At 38.2% G+C, this 15,638-nt stretch carries 17 protein-coding genes; 16 read left to right on the forward strand and 1 reads right to left on the reverse strand.

Features of this window, described 5'->3' with window-relative positions; translation table 11 throughout:
- Window positions 1-58 precede the first annotated feature (58 nt).
- Together FHY45_RS09580 and FHY45_RS09585 are read left to right on the forward strand one after the other, a co-directional pair.
- Complete coding sequence (locus FHY45_RS09580) at window positions 59-853, forward strand: sporulation protein YpjB (protein ID WP_066107420.1); 795 nt, start codon at window positions 59-61, stop codon at window positions 851-853.
- 101 nt (window positions 854-954) lie between these two features.
- On the forward strand, window positions 955-1,632 hold the full coding sequence (locus FHY45_RS09585; RefSeq protein WP_066107416.1) for a zinc metallopeptidase: 678 nt from the start codon (window positions 955-957) through the stop codon (window positions 1,630-1,632).
- A 45-nt stretch (window positions 1,633-1,677) separates the two neighbouring features.
- Here the strand turns inward: FHY45_RS09585 and FHY45_RS09590 are convergent, their stop codons facing one another.
- Window positions 1,678-2,550: a YitT family protein gene (locus tag FHY45_RS09590; protein ID WP_066107413.1), complete on the reverse strand. Its 873-nt coding sequence runs from the start codon at window positions 2,548-2,550 to the stop codon at window positions 1,678-1,680.
- 145 nt (window positions 2,551-2,695) lie between these two features.
- On the opposite strand from FHY45_RS09590, the gene FHY45_RS09595 reads away from it, so the two are divergent.
- The 14 genes from FHY45_RS09595 (at window position 2,696) to FHY45_RS09660 (ending at window position 15,470) form a co-directional block, all read left to right on the forward strand.
- On the forward strand, window positions 2,696-3,028 hold the full coding sequence (locus FHY45_RS09595) for a nucleotide pyrophosphohydrolase (RefSeq protein WP_066107409.1): 333 nt from the start codon (window positions 2,696-2,698) through the stop codon (window positions 3,026-3,028).
- Window positions 3,029-3,031: 3 nt separating this feature from the next.
- On the forward strand, window positions 3,032-3,826 hold the full coding sequence (gene dapB, locus FHY45_RS09600; RefSeq protein WP_066107408.1) for a 4-hydroxy-tetrahydrodipicolinate reductase: 795 nt from the start codon (window positions 3,032-3,034) through the stop codon (window positions 3,824-3,826).
- A 13-nt stretch (window positions 3,827-3,839) separates the two neighbouring features.
- The gene (gene mgsA, locus FHY45_RS09605) at window positions 3,840-4,244 is read left to right on the forward strand and encodes a methylglyoxal synthase (RefSeq protein WP_066107405.1); all 405 of its coding nucleotides are present in this window, start codon (window positions 3,840-3,842) and stop codon (window positions 4,242-4,244) included.
- Between the two features lie 10 nt (window positions 4,245-4,254).
- Entirely contained in the window at window positions 4,255-4,962 is a 708-nt protein-coding gene (gene bshB1, locus FHY45_RS09610) for a bacillithiol biosynthesis deacetylase BshB1 (protein ID WP_139891741.1), read from the forward strand.
- Window positions 4,959-6,110: an N-acetyl-alpha-D-glucosaminyl L-malate synthase BshA gene (bshA, locus tag FHY45_RS09615; protein ID WP_139891742.1), complete on the forward strand. Its 1,152-nt coding sequence runs from the start codon at window positions 4,959-4,961 to the stop codon at window positions 6,108-6,110. The genes bshB1 and bshA overlap by 4 nt, the downstream gene beginning before the upstream one ends.
- Entirely contained in the window at window positions 6,107-7,291 is a 1,185-nt protein-coding gene (locus FHY45_RS09620; RefSeq protein ID WP_066107396.1) for a CCA tRNA nucleotidyltransferase, read from the forward strand. Before bshA ends, FHY45_RS09620 begins: the two co-directional genes overlap by 4 nt.
- Window positions 7,264-8,256 (forward strand): biotin--[acetyl-CoA-carboxylase] ligase, encoded by a 993-nt coding sequence (locus tag FHY45_RS09625; RefSeq protein ID WP_066107394.1) that lies wholly within the window; start codon window positions 7,264-7,266, stop codon window positions 8,254-8,256. Before FHY45_RS09620 ends, FHY45_RS09625 begins: the two co-directional genes overlap by 28 nt.
- 290 nt (window positions 8,257-8,546) lie before the next feature.
- Window positions 8,547-9,383, forward strand: coding sequence for a 3-methyl-2-oxobutanoate hydroxymethyltransferase (gene panB, locus FHY45_RS09630; RefSeq protein ID WP_066107390.1), 837 nt, complete (start codon window positions 8,547-8,549; stop codon window positions 9,381-9,383).
- The gene (gene panC, locus FHY45_RS09635) at window positions 9,380-10,222 is read left to right on the forward strand and encodes a pantoate--beta-alanine ligase (RefSeq protein ID WP_139891743.1); all 843 of its coding nucleotides are present in this window, start codon (window positions 9,380-9,382) and stop codon (window positions 10,220-10,222) included. The genes panB and panC overlap by 4 nt, the downstream gene beginning before the upstream one ends.
- A gap of 20 nt (window positions 10,223-10,242) precedes the next feature.
- Entirely contained in the window at window positions 10,243-10,626 is a 384-nt protein-coding gene (panD, locus tag FHY45_RS09640) for an aspartate 1-decarboxylase (protein WP_066107385.1), read from the forward strand.
- A gap of 260 nt (window positions 10,627-10,886) precedes the next feature.
- Entirely contained in the window at window positions 10,887-13,490 is a 2,604-nt protein-coding gene (locus FHY45_RS09645; protein ID WP_139891744.1) for an exonuclease domain-containing protein, read from the forward strand.
- Window positions 13,491-13,591: 101 nt separating this feature from the next.
- Entirely contained in the window at window positions 13,592-13,762 is a 171-nt protein-coding gene (locus tag FHY45_RS09650; protein WP_066107380.1) for a YpmA family protein, read from the forward strand.
- A gap of 17 nt (window positions 13,763-13,779) precedes the next feature.
- Window positions 13,780-14,256 (forward strand): cell wall elongation regulator TseB-like domain-containing protein, encoded by a 477-nt coding sequence (locus tag FHY45_RS09655; protein WP_066107378.1) that lies wholly within the window; start codon window positions 13,780-13,782, stop codon window positions 14,254-14,256.
- A gap of 17 nt (window positions 14,257-14,273) precedes the next feature.
- On the forward strand, window positions 14,274-15,470 hold the full coding sequence (locus FHY45_RS09660; protein WP_139891745.1) for a pyridoxal phosphate-dependent aminotransferase: 1,197 nt from the start codon (window positions 14,274-14,276) through the stop codon (window positions 15,468-15,470).
- The last annotated feature ends 168 nt before the right edge of the window (window positions 15,471-15,638 follow it).

Raw genomic sequence — 15,638 nt, forward strand, 5'->3', positions numbered from 1 at the left:
TGGTTCTAGTCTTGTCCCTTCACACATACGATTAAGTAGTATGAGGAGGGATATTTTTATGAAGTTTAAATCTTTATTTATCTCAATAGCCATTATAATATCATCAGGATTCATTACGACCTATGCTAACGGACCTGATAAACAAAATTCGTTAGAGACCCTTGCTGATCAATCCCTTCAATTTGCAAAAGTAGATAGACGTGATGAAGCAGAGCGTTTATTGGAAGCATTTTCAGATAAATTTTATGATCAGGCAATTGAGAGCTCAAACTATACAATGGATGAAATTAATATTATAACGATTGCCTATGAGGAAGCCATTCAAACTGTGAAAAATAAAGAAAAAACAGATGATGAAGTAATCAATGAAATAACGAAATTCCGATTAGTACTTGATGCTGTTCATAGTGATGGCGCACCATTATGGGCGAGTTTAAAGGATAGCATGATCTCTGCTGCAGGGGAAACAAAGGTATCGATCCAGAAACAGGATTCCATTGCTTTTCAGGAAAAATTAAATCATTTATTAACGATTTACAATATTATATATCCATCGTTGAAAATAGATGTAACACCTGAACGTTTTCAGCAAGTGGATGCCCATATTCAATTCATTGATCAATATCGTCCGCAAGTCTTTTCTGATCAATCACAAACTGATATGATTTCCTTAGAGGAGCAGCTGCGTGATATATTTGAGGAAGCAGAAAAAGATGATGCAGATCCATCCCTTTGGTGGGTAATCATTTCAACTGGAAGTATTATAATTATGACCTTATCCTATGTTGGATGGAGGAAATATAAAGCTTCAGATGATCAGCTTCATACAAAAAAGAAAAAACAGAATTTTTGATAAAATTTTGAATAATATCTATCCATTGACAGATGTAATACGACATTATTACAATTACCATAACACAACTATAAATAACAGAAATGAAATGGAGGATATAAATGAGCTTTTTAATTTATTTTATACTGCTTTTAATTATCCCAATTTATGCACAAATGAAAGTTCAAAGGGCTTACAAGAAATATTCACAGGTTCCTGCATCGAATGGTTACACGGGTGCGGAAGTTGCCCGTAAGTTGTTGGACGAAAATGGTTTGTACAATATACGAGTAGAAGAAACACATGGAGTATTAAGTGACCACTATGATCCTACAAATAAAGTGGTAAGATTATCATCAAGTAACTATCATGGTCATTCACTCGCCGGCACCGCTGTCGCAGCTCATGAGGTTGGCCATGCCATTCAGGATAAAGAAGATTATTCCTTTATGAGAATCCGTCATAAGCTAGTACCAGTTGCTAATATCGGTTCTAACTTTTCCTGGATTTTAATTTTAGCTGGGCTGTTGCTTGGCAGCTTAAATCTAGCATGGCTGGGAGTATTGTTTATGGGGGCAGCCGTGTTATTCCAATTCGTTACACTGCCGGTTGAATTCAATGCTTCTAACCGTGCTATGAAACAGGTTGTTGCTTTAGGTGTAATCAGGGCTGATGAAGAAAAAGAAACGAAAAAAGTCTTAGATGCCGCAGCCTTAACATATGTTGCAGCTGCAGCAGTTGCTGTACTTGAATTGTTACGATTTGTATTTATGCTAACCGGCATGAATGGTGAAGATTAATAAGAGAAACCCCCTTCGTATATGAAGGGGGTTTTCCTATATTGCTTATTTTTCAAGCGGATTTTTATTTTCATCCAACGTAAATCCTTCACCAAGTACATCATGTACGACAGATACGGAAACAAATGCATGTGGATCAATGGATGTAATAATGCTCTTAAGGCGTACAATTTCATTGCTGCCTACAACGCAATAAATCACATCGCGCTCCTGTTTGGTATATGAGCCAACCCCTTTGAGTAATGTAACACCGCGTTCCATTTGTTGATTAATCTTTTCAGCTATCACGGAATTGGAGTTGCTTATGATCATCACACCACGGGCTGCATATGCACCCTCTTGGATAAAGTCAATTACACGGCTGCCAATATAAACGAGGACAAGTGTATACATGGCTTGTTTATATTCCAAATACGTTACGAGTGATAAAACGATAACGCAGAAGTCAAACATAAACATGGTTTTTCCCATGCTCCAGCCTTTATATTTGAACATGAGCCGTGCGATGATGTCGACTCCGCCAGTCGTTCCGCCGTAACGGAAAATAATTCCTAAACCGACACCAATGCACACACCTGCAAATAAAGCCGCGAGCATTAGGTCATCCTTTAAAGGAATATGTATTTGATATTTTTCGAAAATCGCAATAAATACAGATACAGCGATGGTACCGATAAGTGTATACAAAAAGGTTTTTTTGCCCAACAGTTTATATCCTACAAAGAAAAGAGGTATATTTAATAAAATATTGGTAATCGAAGGGCTAATACCAGTTAAGTTATAAATTAAAAGGGTAATCCCTGTAAATCCCCCTTCACCTAATGCGTTTTGCATATTAAAATGAACAAGGCCAAAAGACATTATTGCAGCCCCTAATAATATCAGTATGACGTTTTTAAGCTTTAAGTTGAAAAACACATTCTAACCCCTTTCTTGCTAACTCAATTATTATTATAGTGTACAATTGAGGAAAAATAATGAATGATATCCTTTTGCATTCTATCATATTTATTGTTCGATAACTAAGAAATACGCTAACATTAAGAGAAAAGGGTGTAACTGTATGGAACATAAGAAAACAATCGCTGACTTACAGCAGGAAGTAGATCAATACATAGGGCAATTTAAAGAGGGATACTTCAGTCCGCTTGCCATGACAGCGAGACTTACTGAAGAGCTTGGAGAATTGGCGAGAGAGATTAACCATTATTATGGTGAAAAACCCAAAAAAGAATCTGAAACAGAAAAAGCAATTGAAGAAGAATTAGGAGATGTTTTATTTGTGCTAATTTGTATGGCCAATTCGCTGAATATTGATTTACAGGATGCACATGACAGGGTGATGGAGAAATTCAATTCCAGGGACAAAGACCGTTGGACAAGAAAGGAAGAATGATTGATGATTAATGTCATAATTGCAGGGCCGCGAGGTAAAATGGGGAAAGCAGCAGTAAATTTAGTGATGAATACAGAACATTTTCATTTAGTAGCTGTATTGGATCATAAGAATGATGGGTTGAAATTAAGTGAAATAGATGGATTTACCGGTATAGATGTTCCAATTTATACAGATCATGAAAAATGTTTCTCTGAAGTTAAAGCGGATGTACTGATTGATTTGACCACTCCGGAGTCTGGAAGAATCCATACATTATCAGCATTATCACACCATATCCGTCCGGTTGTTGGAACGACCGGCTTTTCAGATGAAGATTTAAATGAAATCAAAAGAATTTCAAAAGAAAACGGAATTGGGTGTATTATTGCACCGAATTTTGCTGTTGGTGCTGTGTTAATGATGAAATTTGCCAAGCAGGCAGCTAAATATTTTCCGGATGTCGAAATTATTGAATTGCATCACGATCAAAAACTTGATGCTCCTTCAGGAACAGCTATAAAAACAGCACAATTAATTTCTGAAGAAAGACAAATAAAAAAACAGGGACATTTAAATGAAAAAGAAACAATAAAAGGTGCACGTGGTGCAGACTATGAAGGAATGAGAATACATAGTGTACGATTACCTGGACTTGTTGCGCATCAACAGGTCATGTTCGGCGGAGAAGGTCAGACATTTACTCTAAGACATGATTCATATGATCGAAACTCTTTTATGAGCGGAGTTAAATTGTCGGTGGAAACCGTCATGAATATAGAAGAATTAGTATATGGATTAGAAAATATTATTGATTAAGGAGCACTGTTCCATGAAAATCGCATTGATTGCACATGACAAAAAGAAAGACGACATGATTCGATTTACGCTTGCGTATAAACATATCCTAAAAGAGCATCAGCTTTTTGCTACCGGTACAACGGGAAAGCGAATACAGGATGAAGCAGGCCTGTCAGTTCATCGTTATCAGTCCGGACCACTCGGGGGAGATCAACAAATTGGGGCGATGGTTGCAGTAAATGATATTGATATTATTATTTTCTTCAGAGATCCATTGACTGCGCAGCCGCATGAACCGGATGTGTCCGCTTTAATGCGTTTGGCTGATGTTTATTCCATTCCATTGGCAACTAATATGGGAACGGCTGAAATGTTAATACATGGTTTAGAACGTGGAGACCTTAAATGGAGAAATATTGTTAGGGAAAAGGAGTAATATGCCCACAATGAAGACAGACATACTATGTTTTGGCGCCCATTCCGATGATGTGGAAATCGGAATGGGGGGTACAATAGCAAAATATACAGAATTAGGCCATTCCGTTGTCATCTGTGACTTAACCGAGGCGGAGCTTTCATCGAATGGTACTCCCACAAACAGATTGAAGGAAGCCAAACAGGCAGCTGCTATCTTAGGTGTAAAGGAACGCTTGAATTTAAATATCGGAGATCGGCAATTATATCCCACACCTGAAAACATCTCAAAGATTGTTTCTGTTATAAGAACATACAAGCCTGAAATCATCTTTGTACCCGCTGTTCCTGACCGTCATCCGGATCATGGACATTGTGCAGCTTTGGTCGAAGAGGCTGTCTTTTCAGCTGGTATTAGGAAATATGAGGATGAAAGTAAGCTGGAGGCCCATAAGCCGAAGCATGTTTTTTATTACATGATCAATAGCTTTCATCCACCTGATTTTTGTGTGGATATCAGCAGCTATTTTCATTGTAAATTATCCAGTTTAAAAAGCTATTCCTCTCAATTTATTAAAACGGATGATGGGGTTGTGACCCCTCTTACAGAAGGATATCTCGAAGCAATCGAAGGCAGAGAGCGGGCATATGGAAGAGAGGCAGGCGTGTTATTTGCAGAAGGATTTAGAACGAAAAAACCTCTTTTACTTGATCAAGATTTGTTAGGTGGAAAGAAATGAAAAAGTTAAAAATTGGAATTGTTTGTTATCCTACTGTCGGCGGATCAGGGATTGTTGCGACCGAATTAGGAATTAAGCTGGCGGAGAAGGGACATGAGATTCATTTTATAACATCCAGTGTACCGTTCCGCTTAAAAAAGCGATACTCAAATATATATTTTCACCAGGTTGAAGTTAATCAATATGCCGTTTTTCAATATCCTCCATATACCTTGTCATTGGCCAGCAAGATAGCCGAGGTGGTTAAAATGGAAGAGCTTGATATCATTCATGCCCATTATGCGATGCCGCATGCCGTTTGCGGAATTTTGGCCAAGCAAATGACCTCCTCTGGCCTAAAGGTAGTAACGACTCTCCATGGTACGGATATTACGATACTAGGGTATGATTCTTCTCTGCAGGACATGATTAAGTTCGCTATTGAAAAATCTGATGCTGTTACGGCCGTGTCTCATGAACTTGTTAAAGAGACATATGATTTAATTCAACCGGATCAAGAAATTCAAACGATTTATAATTTTATCGATTATCCGGCGCCTGAACCGGATGCTGGTAATGTGGCTAATTTAAAAGCAGAGCTTGGAATTAAAGAAGATGAAAAAATTGTCATTCACGTCTCGAATTTTCGGAAGGTGAAGCGTGTACCTGATATCATAGACACTTTTGGAGCCGTGGCAGACAAAATACCGAGTAAACTTTTATTAGTAGGCGACGGACCGGAAATGTCTTTTGTAAGTAAAAAAATTAAAGCAATGGGCTTACAGGAGAAAATAATTCTGTTAGGAAAACAGGAAAATCTACAGGAGCTCTATTCCATTAGTGATGTATGTGTCCTTATGTCAGAAAAAGAAAGTTTTGGGTTAGTACTTCTTGAGGCGATGATCTATGGCGTTCCATGTCTTGGAACCAAAATCGGGGGAATTCCTGAGGTTATTGAAGATGGGATTAACGGATACACCATCGAGCTAGGAGATATCGAAGCTGCCTCTATGCGATTGTTGGAATTGCTTGAAAATGATTCGCTGAGAATGAATATGGGTAATAACGCTATTCATAAAATTAAAGATCATTTTCAAACCGAACATATCGTGAATCAATATGAGGACTTGTATTATTCATTATTGAAAAATGGGGAGAAGGATGAATGAACCAGGAATTTATCAGAGCGCGTCCTGTTTTGGATCAGTTAACGGCGAAGGGGTATGAAGCCTATTTTGTTGGTGGAGCCGTTAGGGATACTTTAATGGGGAAGGAAATTGATGATGTGGATATTGCTACCTCCGCCACTCCCGAGCAAGTAAAGGAAATTTTCACCCATACAGTAGACGTTGGTATTGATCATGGAACTGTATTAGTGCTTTATAAAGGAGACTCGTTTGAGATCACGACATTTAGAACAGAATCTGCATATAAAGATTATCGACGGCCAGATTCAGTCATCTTTGTAACCTCTTTGCATGAGGATTTAAAGAGAAGAGATTTTACGATGAATGCAATTGCCATGGACCAGGATGGAAAATTGTATGATCCATTTGATGGAGAAAAAGCTATACATACAAAGGTAATCGAGACGGTTGGTCCGGCGGATGAACGATTTAGTGAGGATGCGCTAAGGATTCTTCGTGCTGTTCGATTTGTAAGCCAGCTAGGGTTTACATTGCATGAAAATACACGATCGGCATTACGGAAAAATGCCGATTTACTCTTACATATAGCACAGGAACGGAAAACAGCTGAGTTTCAAAAAATGGTTCTTGGGCAATATCCAGAAAAAGGGTTAAAAATTGCTGCAGACGAAGGTTTGCTAGCCTATTTTCCGGGTTTTGGTCAATTTGCGGCTCATATAGAGCAGTTTCTTGCACTACCCTTAAACCGTTGTGAATCATTTGAAGAATGGATGGCTTTGATTGCCCTCTTTAATGGTCAGGATCAATCCCTATACAGTCACTGGAAGCTTTCTTCAAGTCAAATGAAAAAAATAGGTCTGTTGATCCGTGAAACGAAGAAAAGAGAGAGTTCCTCATTTACTCCCTATACCATTTATCAGCTTGGCCTTGAAAACACCCTGAGCGTGGAAAGGGTTTGGTCAGTATATCATCATGCGGACCCAGACTACGACGCAATCACTGATCTGCATGCTCGTATGCCAATTCATAAGGAAACTGTTATAGAGGTTTCCGGAAACGACCTGATGAAATGGGCTGATAAACCAGGTGGACCGTGGATTAAGGAGCTTATGCATGAAGTGATTAACGGAATTCTGGATCATAAGGTCCCGAATAAAAAGGAGTTAATTAAACAATGGCTCATTCAAGAGAACAAACTTTAAAGCATGAGATTGCCAAAGCATTTGCGAAAGCTGGAGAGGATTATATATCAGGACAGGCATTAGCTGATTTAGTTGGCTGTTCAAGAGTGGCGATATGGAAGCATATTGACCAGCTGCGTCAGGAAGGCTACGAAATTGAGGCTGTAAAGAAAAAGGGGTATCGGCTCTTGAAAAAATTAGATTCTCTAAGGGCCACTGATATTCTAATGGGGTTACAGACTGAATTTGTAGGACAATCTATATATTCTTATGATACAGTCTCATCCACTCAAGTTGTTGCCAGAGAACTTGCGGGAAGCGGAGCTAAAGATGGTACAGCTGTGATTAGTGATGAACAAACGGAAGGTACAGGGCGATTAAAAAGAAAGTGGCATTCTCCTTCAAATGGAGGGATCTGGTTAAGTATGATTATGAGACCTGATATTCCTCCCTACCATGCCCCTCAGCTCACGTTGTTAACAGCTGTAGCTGTTGTTCAGACACTAAACAAATTTGGTGTGAATGCAGGAATCAAATGGCCAAATGATGTGTTGGTAGAAGGAAGGAAGATTGCGGGAATACTAACAGAGCTTCATGCGGAGTCCGATCAAATTCATCATGTGATTATCGGCATTGGCATGAATATAAACCAGCCCCTTGAATCGTTTCCTGATGAGTTAAAAGAGATCGCTACTTCTGTCTTAATCGAGAAGAAACAAAGAGTAGATCGATCTGAATTTTTACAAAGCTTTTTTAAGAATTTTGAAGATATATATCTACTTTATTTAGAAAAAGGTTTTGAACCAATAAAACAGCTTTGGGAAAAGCTTACCATTACCATTGGGAAGAAGGTCACCGTCCAAAGCCTGCGAGGATCTTTAACTGGCTTGGCAACCGGAATTAATGATGATGGTGTATTGATTATCATGGATGATGAGCAAAAAAGCCATTTGGTTTATTCCGGAGATATAACTGTGCATCAATAATGGACAATATTAAGCGGTTGTTTTTAAAAAAGAAATTAATTGAAAATGAGTTAATATATGGCATATAAAAATGACTGAATGTTATAATTCATAGAAGGGCGGGAGCGGAAACGACCTGCACCTTGTATAGTAGTCATTTTAAATAGATTTATAATTCTGCCTGTATCCAAGAAAGGACCGGGACAGAGGGATAAAAGCTATTATGCCAATCCATCCTTCTGTAATTAGAAGGATTTTTTATTTGGTAAATAGGTTTTTCTCTCCTCGGAATGAAAAGGAGGAAAGAAAAAATGAAATTTGCTGTGGATTTTTTGAAACTAAAAGAAAACAGAGAAAAAATTTCAATGCTGACTGCGTATGATTATCCATCTGCTAAACTGGCAGAACAAGCGGGGGTCGATATGATTCTTGTAGGTGACTCTCTTGGAATGGTTATTTTAGGATATGATTCTACTGTTCCTGTCACTATCGAGGATATGATTCATCATACGAAGGCTGTTAAAAGAGGCGCACCTAACACATTTATCGTGACGGATCTGCCGTTTTTGACGTATCACACAACAAATGAGGAAGCGTTAAAAAATGCTGCAAGACTTATGCAGGAGGCAGGGGCTGATGCGGTCAAAATGGAGGGTGCCGGAGATGTTATTAGCAAAATAAAAGCGATGACAGATGCAGGTATACCGGTAGTGGCGCATTTAGGCTTAACACCGCAATCAGTTGGTGTACTTGGAGGTTATAAAGTCCAGGGTAAAACAAGTGAGGCGGCAATTAAACTTTTGGAGGATGCGAAAAAGTGTGAAGAAGCCGGGGCAATGGCCGTTGTGCTTGAATGTGTACCTTATCAGGTCGCTGAACATATATCGAATGAACTAATAATCCCAACAATCGGGATTGGTGCTGGTAACGGTACGGATGGTCAGGTTCTCGTTTATCATGATGTTTTATTATATGGTGTAGGCAGAGTGGCCAAGTTTGTAAAATCCTATGCTAATCTAAATGATGTGATTGGCTATGCTTTGTCTGAGCATATAAAAGAAGTGAAATCGGGAATTTTTCCGGATCGTGATCACTCATTCACGATGAAGGAAGAAGAACTAGCCTCATTGTATGGAGGAGAAAAATGAAGATTATCAGCCAGATAAACGAACTGCGTGAAGTACTTGATTTAGAGAGGGAAAAGAAACATTCCATCGGATTTGTCCCAACTATGGGATATTTGCATGAAGGACATCTATCACTTATTCAAGAAGCAAGAGAGAAAAATCATGTGGTAGTTATCAGTATATTTGTAAATCCGCTTCAATTTGGTCCTAATGAGGATTTTGATAAATATCCACGCGATATGGAACGGGATGAAGAGCTGGCACGAAATGCAGGGGTGGATTATTTATTTTATCCAACAGTTCAGGAAATGTATGGGGATAAGCAAACCCTGACGGTAAAAGTGCATGAGCGCACCGATGTACTTTGCGGAAAATCCAGACCGGGTCATTTTGATGGAGTGGCGACTGTTCTGACAAAATTGTTCACTATTGTCCATCCGACCCGAACTTATTTTGGACTGAAGGATGCTCAACAGGTTGCTGTAGTAGAAGGGATTATCCATGACTTTAATTTCCCGATTGAACTGGTTGGTGTTGAGATTAAGCGTGAAGAGGATGGTCTTGCATTAAGCTCCAGAAACATTAATTTAACAGAGCAGGAAAGAGAAGAAGCTCCATTTATCTATAAAAGTCTTTGCAAAGTGAAAGCTCAGCTGCAAAAAGGTGCCAGTCCCGCGGAAGCGCTTGAAAAGGGGAAAGAGTATTTGCAATCCCATATCAATGGTCAAATCGATTATTTTGAAGGATTATCCTATCCGGACTTGAGTGAGATTACAGAGCATGATCAAAGAATCATCTTTGCAGTGGCGGTTCAATATACGTCTGTTCGTTTAATCGACAACATTATCATAAATTTATAGTCATACAAGGGGGTAAGATTATGTTTCGCAATATGATGAAAGCAAAGCTTCACAGAGCAACAGTTACTGAGGCAAACTTAAACTATGTAGGCAGTATTACAATTGATGAAGATTTATTAGATGCGGTAGATATGCTTCCAAATGAGAAAGTTCAGATTGTAAATAATAATAATGGTGCACGTTTTGAAACATATATCATTCCCGGTAAGAGAGGCAGTGGTGTAATCTGCCTAAATGGAGCTGCTGCCCGTCTAGTTCAGGAAGGTGATAAAATAATCATTATATCCTATGGATTAATAGAAGAAGCTTATGTAAGAAGCCATCGGCCTAAAGTGGCTGTTCTTGATGAGTATAATACAATTGTTGAAATGCTTGGAGCCGAACCAGAGGCAACGATCATTTAATGACTTTGTTAATGAACAAACGCTGATCCCCTTAAATCTTTAAGGGAACCAGCGTTTGTTTTTTATTAACCAATAGTCTTCATTCTTCTTTGATTAATAAGGCTGGTTTTGATATAACAGTAGATAATGGGTAACGATAAATGATATGAAGAGTGTATGATAGGGGACCCAAAAAATAAAATGGAAAATAAGGTGCCATTGTGAATTTTTCCATCAGCTAAACAGAAGCAAGTTAGAGAAGAAGTGAGCAGGTGTTAAATATGAAAAGTAAGTATGTAGTAATCGACTTGGAGACTACAGGTAATAACCCTAAAAATGGTGATCGCATCATTCAAATTGCGGCTAACGTCATTGAAAATGGTGAAATCACATACCAATATTCATCTTACATAAATCCAGGGAGGTCCATCCCTCTATTCATACAGGAATTAACCGGTATTACGGATGCAGACGTGGAGAATGCACCGACATTTAAAGAGTTGGCACCCTACATTATTGGTGTATTGGATGAGGCTGTTTTTGTTGCTCATAACGTATTATTCGATTTGACATTTTTACAGGCTGAATTGGAACGTGTAGGGTATGAGCGTTTTCTTGGATATACCGTAGATACGGTGGAACTAGCAAAAATCGTCAATCCTGGAATGTCGAGTTTTAAACTAGAGGAGTTAGGAAAAGCCTATGGCTTTCTTCATGAGCGGCCACATCAAGCAGACAGTGATGCTTATGTAACGGCTCTTTTGTTTATCGAGTTTTACAAACAATTAAAGAAATTGCCGAAACCTACCATTAAATCATTATACAGATTATCATTTTTATTAAAAAGCGAGCTTAAAGAATTATTGGCTGAGATATTAAATGAATATTCAACGATGAGTGAGCCATGGAGACCAGATCTAGATATTTATCGTGGTATCGCAATTGTTAGGCAGAAATCAATTGAAAGCCTAACACAACAGGAGAATGAAAAAAAACATATTTCTCTTGATGAATCAGCGTTACATAACATATTAAAGAAGAGCTTTAAGAGTCATAACGTTAGTTTAGTAGAAGATGGGACACGGGATTTTACCGGACATATAAAAGCCTTTTATGAATATGCCAATGAAAATCATGTACAGGTAACCATAGCTGCCCATACTAAACATACAGCTGAACAGTTAATGGGTATTTTTCAGAGGGATTATTCTTCTAAAATGATTCAAAATCAAGTTAGCATATTGCATTCTAAGGAGCAGTATTTAAGTTTGCCGAAGTTCGAGCAATCGATGCGGGAAAAACAACAAAATTACGAAAGTACAATCGCAAAAATGCAAATATTAGTCTGGTTAACCATGACAAATACAGGCTGTTTGGAAGAGCTTAATTTATCCTCGGGGGGAAGAGAATATTGGAAGGAAGTAGCCCACCATGCCCATTTGCATCCACGCTTGCTTAAGCCGTGGACGGAACGGGACTTCTATTCGAGACAGATGCTGGCTGCTAAGCAGGCAAAGATTATTCTTAGTACTCATGACAGTCTAATTTCGGATATTCAAACAGGGGATTTCTTAAGCGAGTGCCCTAATATAGTACTTGAGGAAGCTAATTATTTTCCATCCTCTGTTCAAAGCGGATTAACGAAAGAGCTGAGCTATGTAGAAGTGAGGAATATCTTGAATAAAATTGGAACTTTGGATAATCGGCAACTATTGAGATCTGTCATATTGCTTTTAAAGGAAAAAACGACCGGTTCATATAATGAAAATCAACTGGCTGTTTTATTGGAAGAAATCGCATGCAGTGTGGAGAGCTTTTATGAGGCATTGTTCACATATGGAATGAAAAGCAAAAAGGATATGGACGGACCTAGAGTGCAATGTAAGCTTGATTTTTCTGAGCTGGAGAATAAAAAATACATGGATCAATTATTAAAAGAAGCCAATGATCTGTATGACTCTCTCGGTTTATTAGTAGTACAATTTCAACAGATCCTTGGTGAGTTGAACCAAGTACCAATTGAAAAATTAAAGCGAAGTCAATTTAACATTATTGATGAATTAACAAAATTATCGGGGGAAATAAATTTAATCCGAGTTACTTTAAATAGGTTTTTTAAGAGTCTGGATACAAATGATGAGGTTTGGGCGAGTTGGAATGTAAAGGGAAATAGAAATTCAGTCCAAATATATGCCCAGCCCTTATCGGTCTCAAAATGGGTTAATCGAAACTTATTAAAGCCGGATAGCCATATTTTATTTATTTCAGATGTCTTGACGGTAGGTGGATCCTTCCATTTTATTTCACAACAATTAGGTGTTCAGGAAAACAAGTTGAGTAGCCTGGTGATCCCCCCGGTAAAAGAGCAATATTTAACGATATTGACTCCATTGAAGGAAAAGTCGGGATATACGCTGATTGATTTTGTGAAAAAGCAACAAAAGCCCTTAATCCTTCTTTTTCAATCACAAGAATCATTAAAAACAATATATAATGATATGAAGGGATTAGCAGAATTTACGCACATACAGTTGCAGGCTCAGGGACTATCCTCCGGTTCTGCCATGAAAATGCTGCGAAATCATCTTGCTGTTGACCAATCAATTCTCTTAATGAATTACACTGGCTGGGATCAGGTTTGGCATACTTATAATGGCCGATCAATGATTTTAATGGTTGAGCCTCCAGTCGAAATGAACAGCACGATTCCAGATGAGGATTTAATATCTGAGTTAATCATTAATTTAAGAAGCTTGCTTAATACTTCTCCGAATTATAAAAAAGACAGCAAATGGGTCTTGATAGAGAATGATTTGATTCGGAGTGATAGAAGTATGTTTGAACATGGTCTAAATTACGTAAAGCCAATATACAGGAATATGTAAGGAATTTAATGTTTGGCTCGCTTTTTTAGTAAAGTAAAGCTATTTGCAATTTTATTTTGGTATAATGTGTACGAGAGCGCTACGTTTTGGGAGGACTTACAATGGAGAGTAAGGTAGAGCTATTATCAAGTGTTAAATTGACATACACGAATGATTTATATAAAATCGTTGATTCTTTAAATAAAACGTTGAAAAAAGAGAATTTAATGTTTGGCTTAGCATTAGATAAACAAGATCAACAAACAGCCGTTTTTTCAATATACCGTACATAACTTGAAAGGAAATAGATATGAAAAAAGTAATTTGGAGCATAGTGATTATTATCCTGATTGGCAGTGGCTTTTTTATTCAGGCTATCTATGCTGGTGACAGCACCAGGAAAGACGCTGAAAAGAGTGCAGAAGATATTGCCAGAGAAACAGCTGGAATGACAGAAGTGGATGATTTCTATTTATATAATGGAAATGAGACATGGAGTGTAATAACTGGCAAAACAGCAGATGGCAAAAAAATCGGTGTTTGGGTGCCGGATGATAAGAAAAAGAAAAGCCAGATTATTGCCCTCTCAGAAGGTATTAGTAAAAATAAAGCCATTGCAATCGTGAAAGAAAAAAAGAATGTGAAGAAGATTGTGTCTGCCCATTTGGGAATGGAAAATAATCAACCCTTATGGGAAGTAACCTATAAAAATAATAAAGACCTTTATGGGTATTATTACCTGAATTTCAAAACAGGCAATTTAATACGTAATTACGATAATCTGTAGGATGGAGATGGAACCGGATGAAATTAGCAAAAAGAGTATCAGCATTAACACCATCATCAACACTAGCAATAACAGCCAAAGCAAAAGAGCTTAAAGCCCAAGGTCTGGACATTATTGGACTTGGAGCAGGAGAACCAGATTTCAATACTCCAGCTAACATACTCGAAGCAGCGCAAAAGTCCATGCGGGATGGCCACACAAAATATACACCTTCTGCTGGATTGCAATCCCTGCGCAAGGTTGTCGCAGATAAACTGCAAAAAGATCAAGGACTAACATACAGTAACGGCCAAATTTTTATCGCTTCAGGTGCCAAGCACGCTTTATATACACTTTTTCAGGCAATTTTGGATGAAGAGGATGAAGTGCTGATTCCTACTCCATATTGGGTAAGCTATCCGGAACAAGTTAAATTGGCAGATGGAGTGCCTGTTTATATTGAAGGTAAAGAAGAAAATCAATTTAAGGTAACGCCTTTACAGATTGAAAAAGCAATTACTGAAAAAACGAGAGCGCTTATTATCAATTCACCAAGCAATCCTACCGGTATGATATACACAGCTGAAGAATTACAGGCGATTGGTGAGGTATGTTTAAAACATGATATTATTATAGTTTCAGATGAAATTTATGAGAAATTGGTCTACCACAACCATGAACATGTATCGATAGCAGAGCTTTCCGAAGAGTTTAAGCAGCAAACAATCGTCATTAACGGTGTTTCCAAATCCCATTCTATGACAGGATGGAGAATTGGTTATGCGGCAGGTGACCAAGCGTTAATTAAAGCAATGACGAACTTGGCAAGCCACAGTACGTCCAATCCGACAACGACCGCACAATATGCAACAATTGAAGCCTATACAGGACCGCAAGATCAAGTTGAAATTATGCGAAGTGCGTTTGAACAAAGATTGGATGCTATTTACGATCAATTGCTTGAGATACCGGGATTGACTTGTCTGAAACCTCAGGGGGCATTCTACCTGTTCCCAAATGTCTCAAAAACGGCAGAGATGTGTGGATTTAACAGTGTAGATGATTTTGTAGAAGATCTATTGGAAAATGCTCTGGTAGCCGTAGTTCCCGGTTCTGGCTTTGGTGCACCTGATAATATACGCTTATCGTATGCTATATCGTTAGAAGCACTTCAAGAAGCTGTTAAGCGTATAAAGGAATATGTGATAAATAAATCAGCAACAAAGGCTGAATAAATAGGATTCACAGGGAGACGGTAAACGAAACGACCCCTTAAGGAAAATTCCTGGATGATCTTAAAGGGGTTTTTTGAGTGAATGGTATTAATTTAAGCCGCTTCATTACCTTACTGACTGATGGTAAATGAGGGGGTTAAGGATTAATTTAAAAAACGAGCAAGCGAG

The sequence above is a fragment of the Bacillus sp. D386 genome (assembly GCF_006346415.1).

Excerpts from the sequence above, each read along its gene's own strand:
- bshA (WP_139891742.1), top strand. The coding sequence starts at position 4,959 with ATGAAAAAGTTAAAAATTGGAATTGTTTGTTATCCTACTGTCGGCGGA.
- dapB (WP_066107408.1), top strand. The coding sequence starts at position 3,032 with ATGATTAATGTCATAATTGCAGGGCCGCGAGGTAAAATGGGGAAAGCA.
- FHY45_RS09625 (WP_066107394.1), top strand. The coding sequence starts at position 7,264 with ATGGCTCATTCAAGAGAACAAACTTTAAAGCATGAGATTGCCAAAGCA.
- FHY45_RS09580 (WP_066107420.1), top strand. The coding sequence starts at position 59 with ATGAAGTTTAAATCTTTATTTATCTCAATAGCCATTATAATATCATCA.
- FHY45_RS09595 (WP_066107409.1), top strand. The coding sequence starts at position 2,696 with ATGGAACATAAGAAAACAATCGCTGACTTACAGCAGGAAGTAGATCAA.
- FHY45_RS09585 (WP_066107416.1), top strand. The coding sequence starts at position 955 with ATGAGCTTTTTAATTTATTTTATACTGCTTTTAATTATCCCAATTTAT.
- mgsA (WP_066107405.1), top strand. The coding sequence starts at position 3,840 with ATGAAAATCGCATTGATTGCACATGACAAAAAGAAAGACGACATGATT.
- panC (WP_139891743.1), top strand. The coding sequence starts at position 9,380 with ATGAAGATTATCAGCCAGATAAACGAACTGCGTGAAGTACTTGATTTA.
- FHY45_RS09650 (WP_066107380.1), top strand. The coding sequence starts at position 13,592 with ATGGAGAGTAAGGTAGAGCTATTATCAAGTGTTAAATTGACATACACG.
- FHY45_RS09655 (WP_066107378.1), top strand. The coding sequence starts at position 13,780 with ATGAAAAAAGTAATTTGGAGCATAGTGATTATTATCCTGATTGGCAGT.
- bshB1 (WP_139891741.1), top strand. The coding sequence starts at position 4,255 with ATGAAGACAGACATACTATGTTTTGGCGCCCATTCCGATGATGTGGAA.
- panD (WP_066107385.1), top strand. The coding sequence starts at position 10,243 with ATGTTTCGCAATATGATGAAAGCAAAGCTTCACAGAGCAACAGTTACT.
- FHY45_RS09645 (WP_139891744.1), top strand. The coding sequence starts at position 10,887 with ATGAAAAGTAAGTATGTAGTAATCGACTTGGAGACTACAGGTAATAAC.
- FHY45_RS09620 (WP_066107396.1), top strand. The coding sequence starts at position 6,107 with ATGAACCAGGAATTTATCAGAGCGCGTCCTGTTTTGGATCAGTTAACG.
- panB (WP_066107390.1), top strand. The coding sequence starts at position 8,547 with ATGAAATTTGCTGTGGATTTTTTGAAACTAAAAGAAAACAGAGAAAAA.
- FHY45_RS09660 (WP_139891745.1), top strand. The coding sequence starts at position 14,274 with ATGAAATTAGCAAAAAGAGTATCAGCATTAACACCATCATCAACACTA.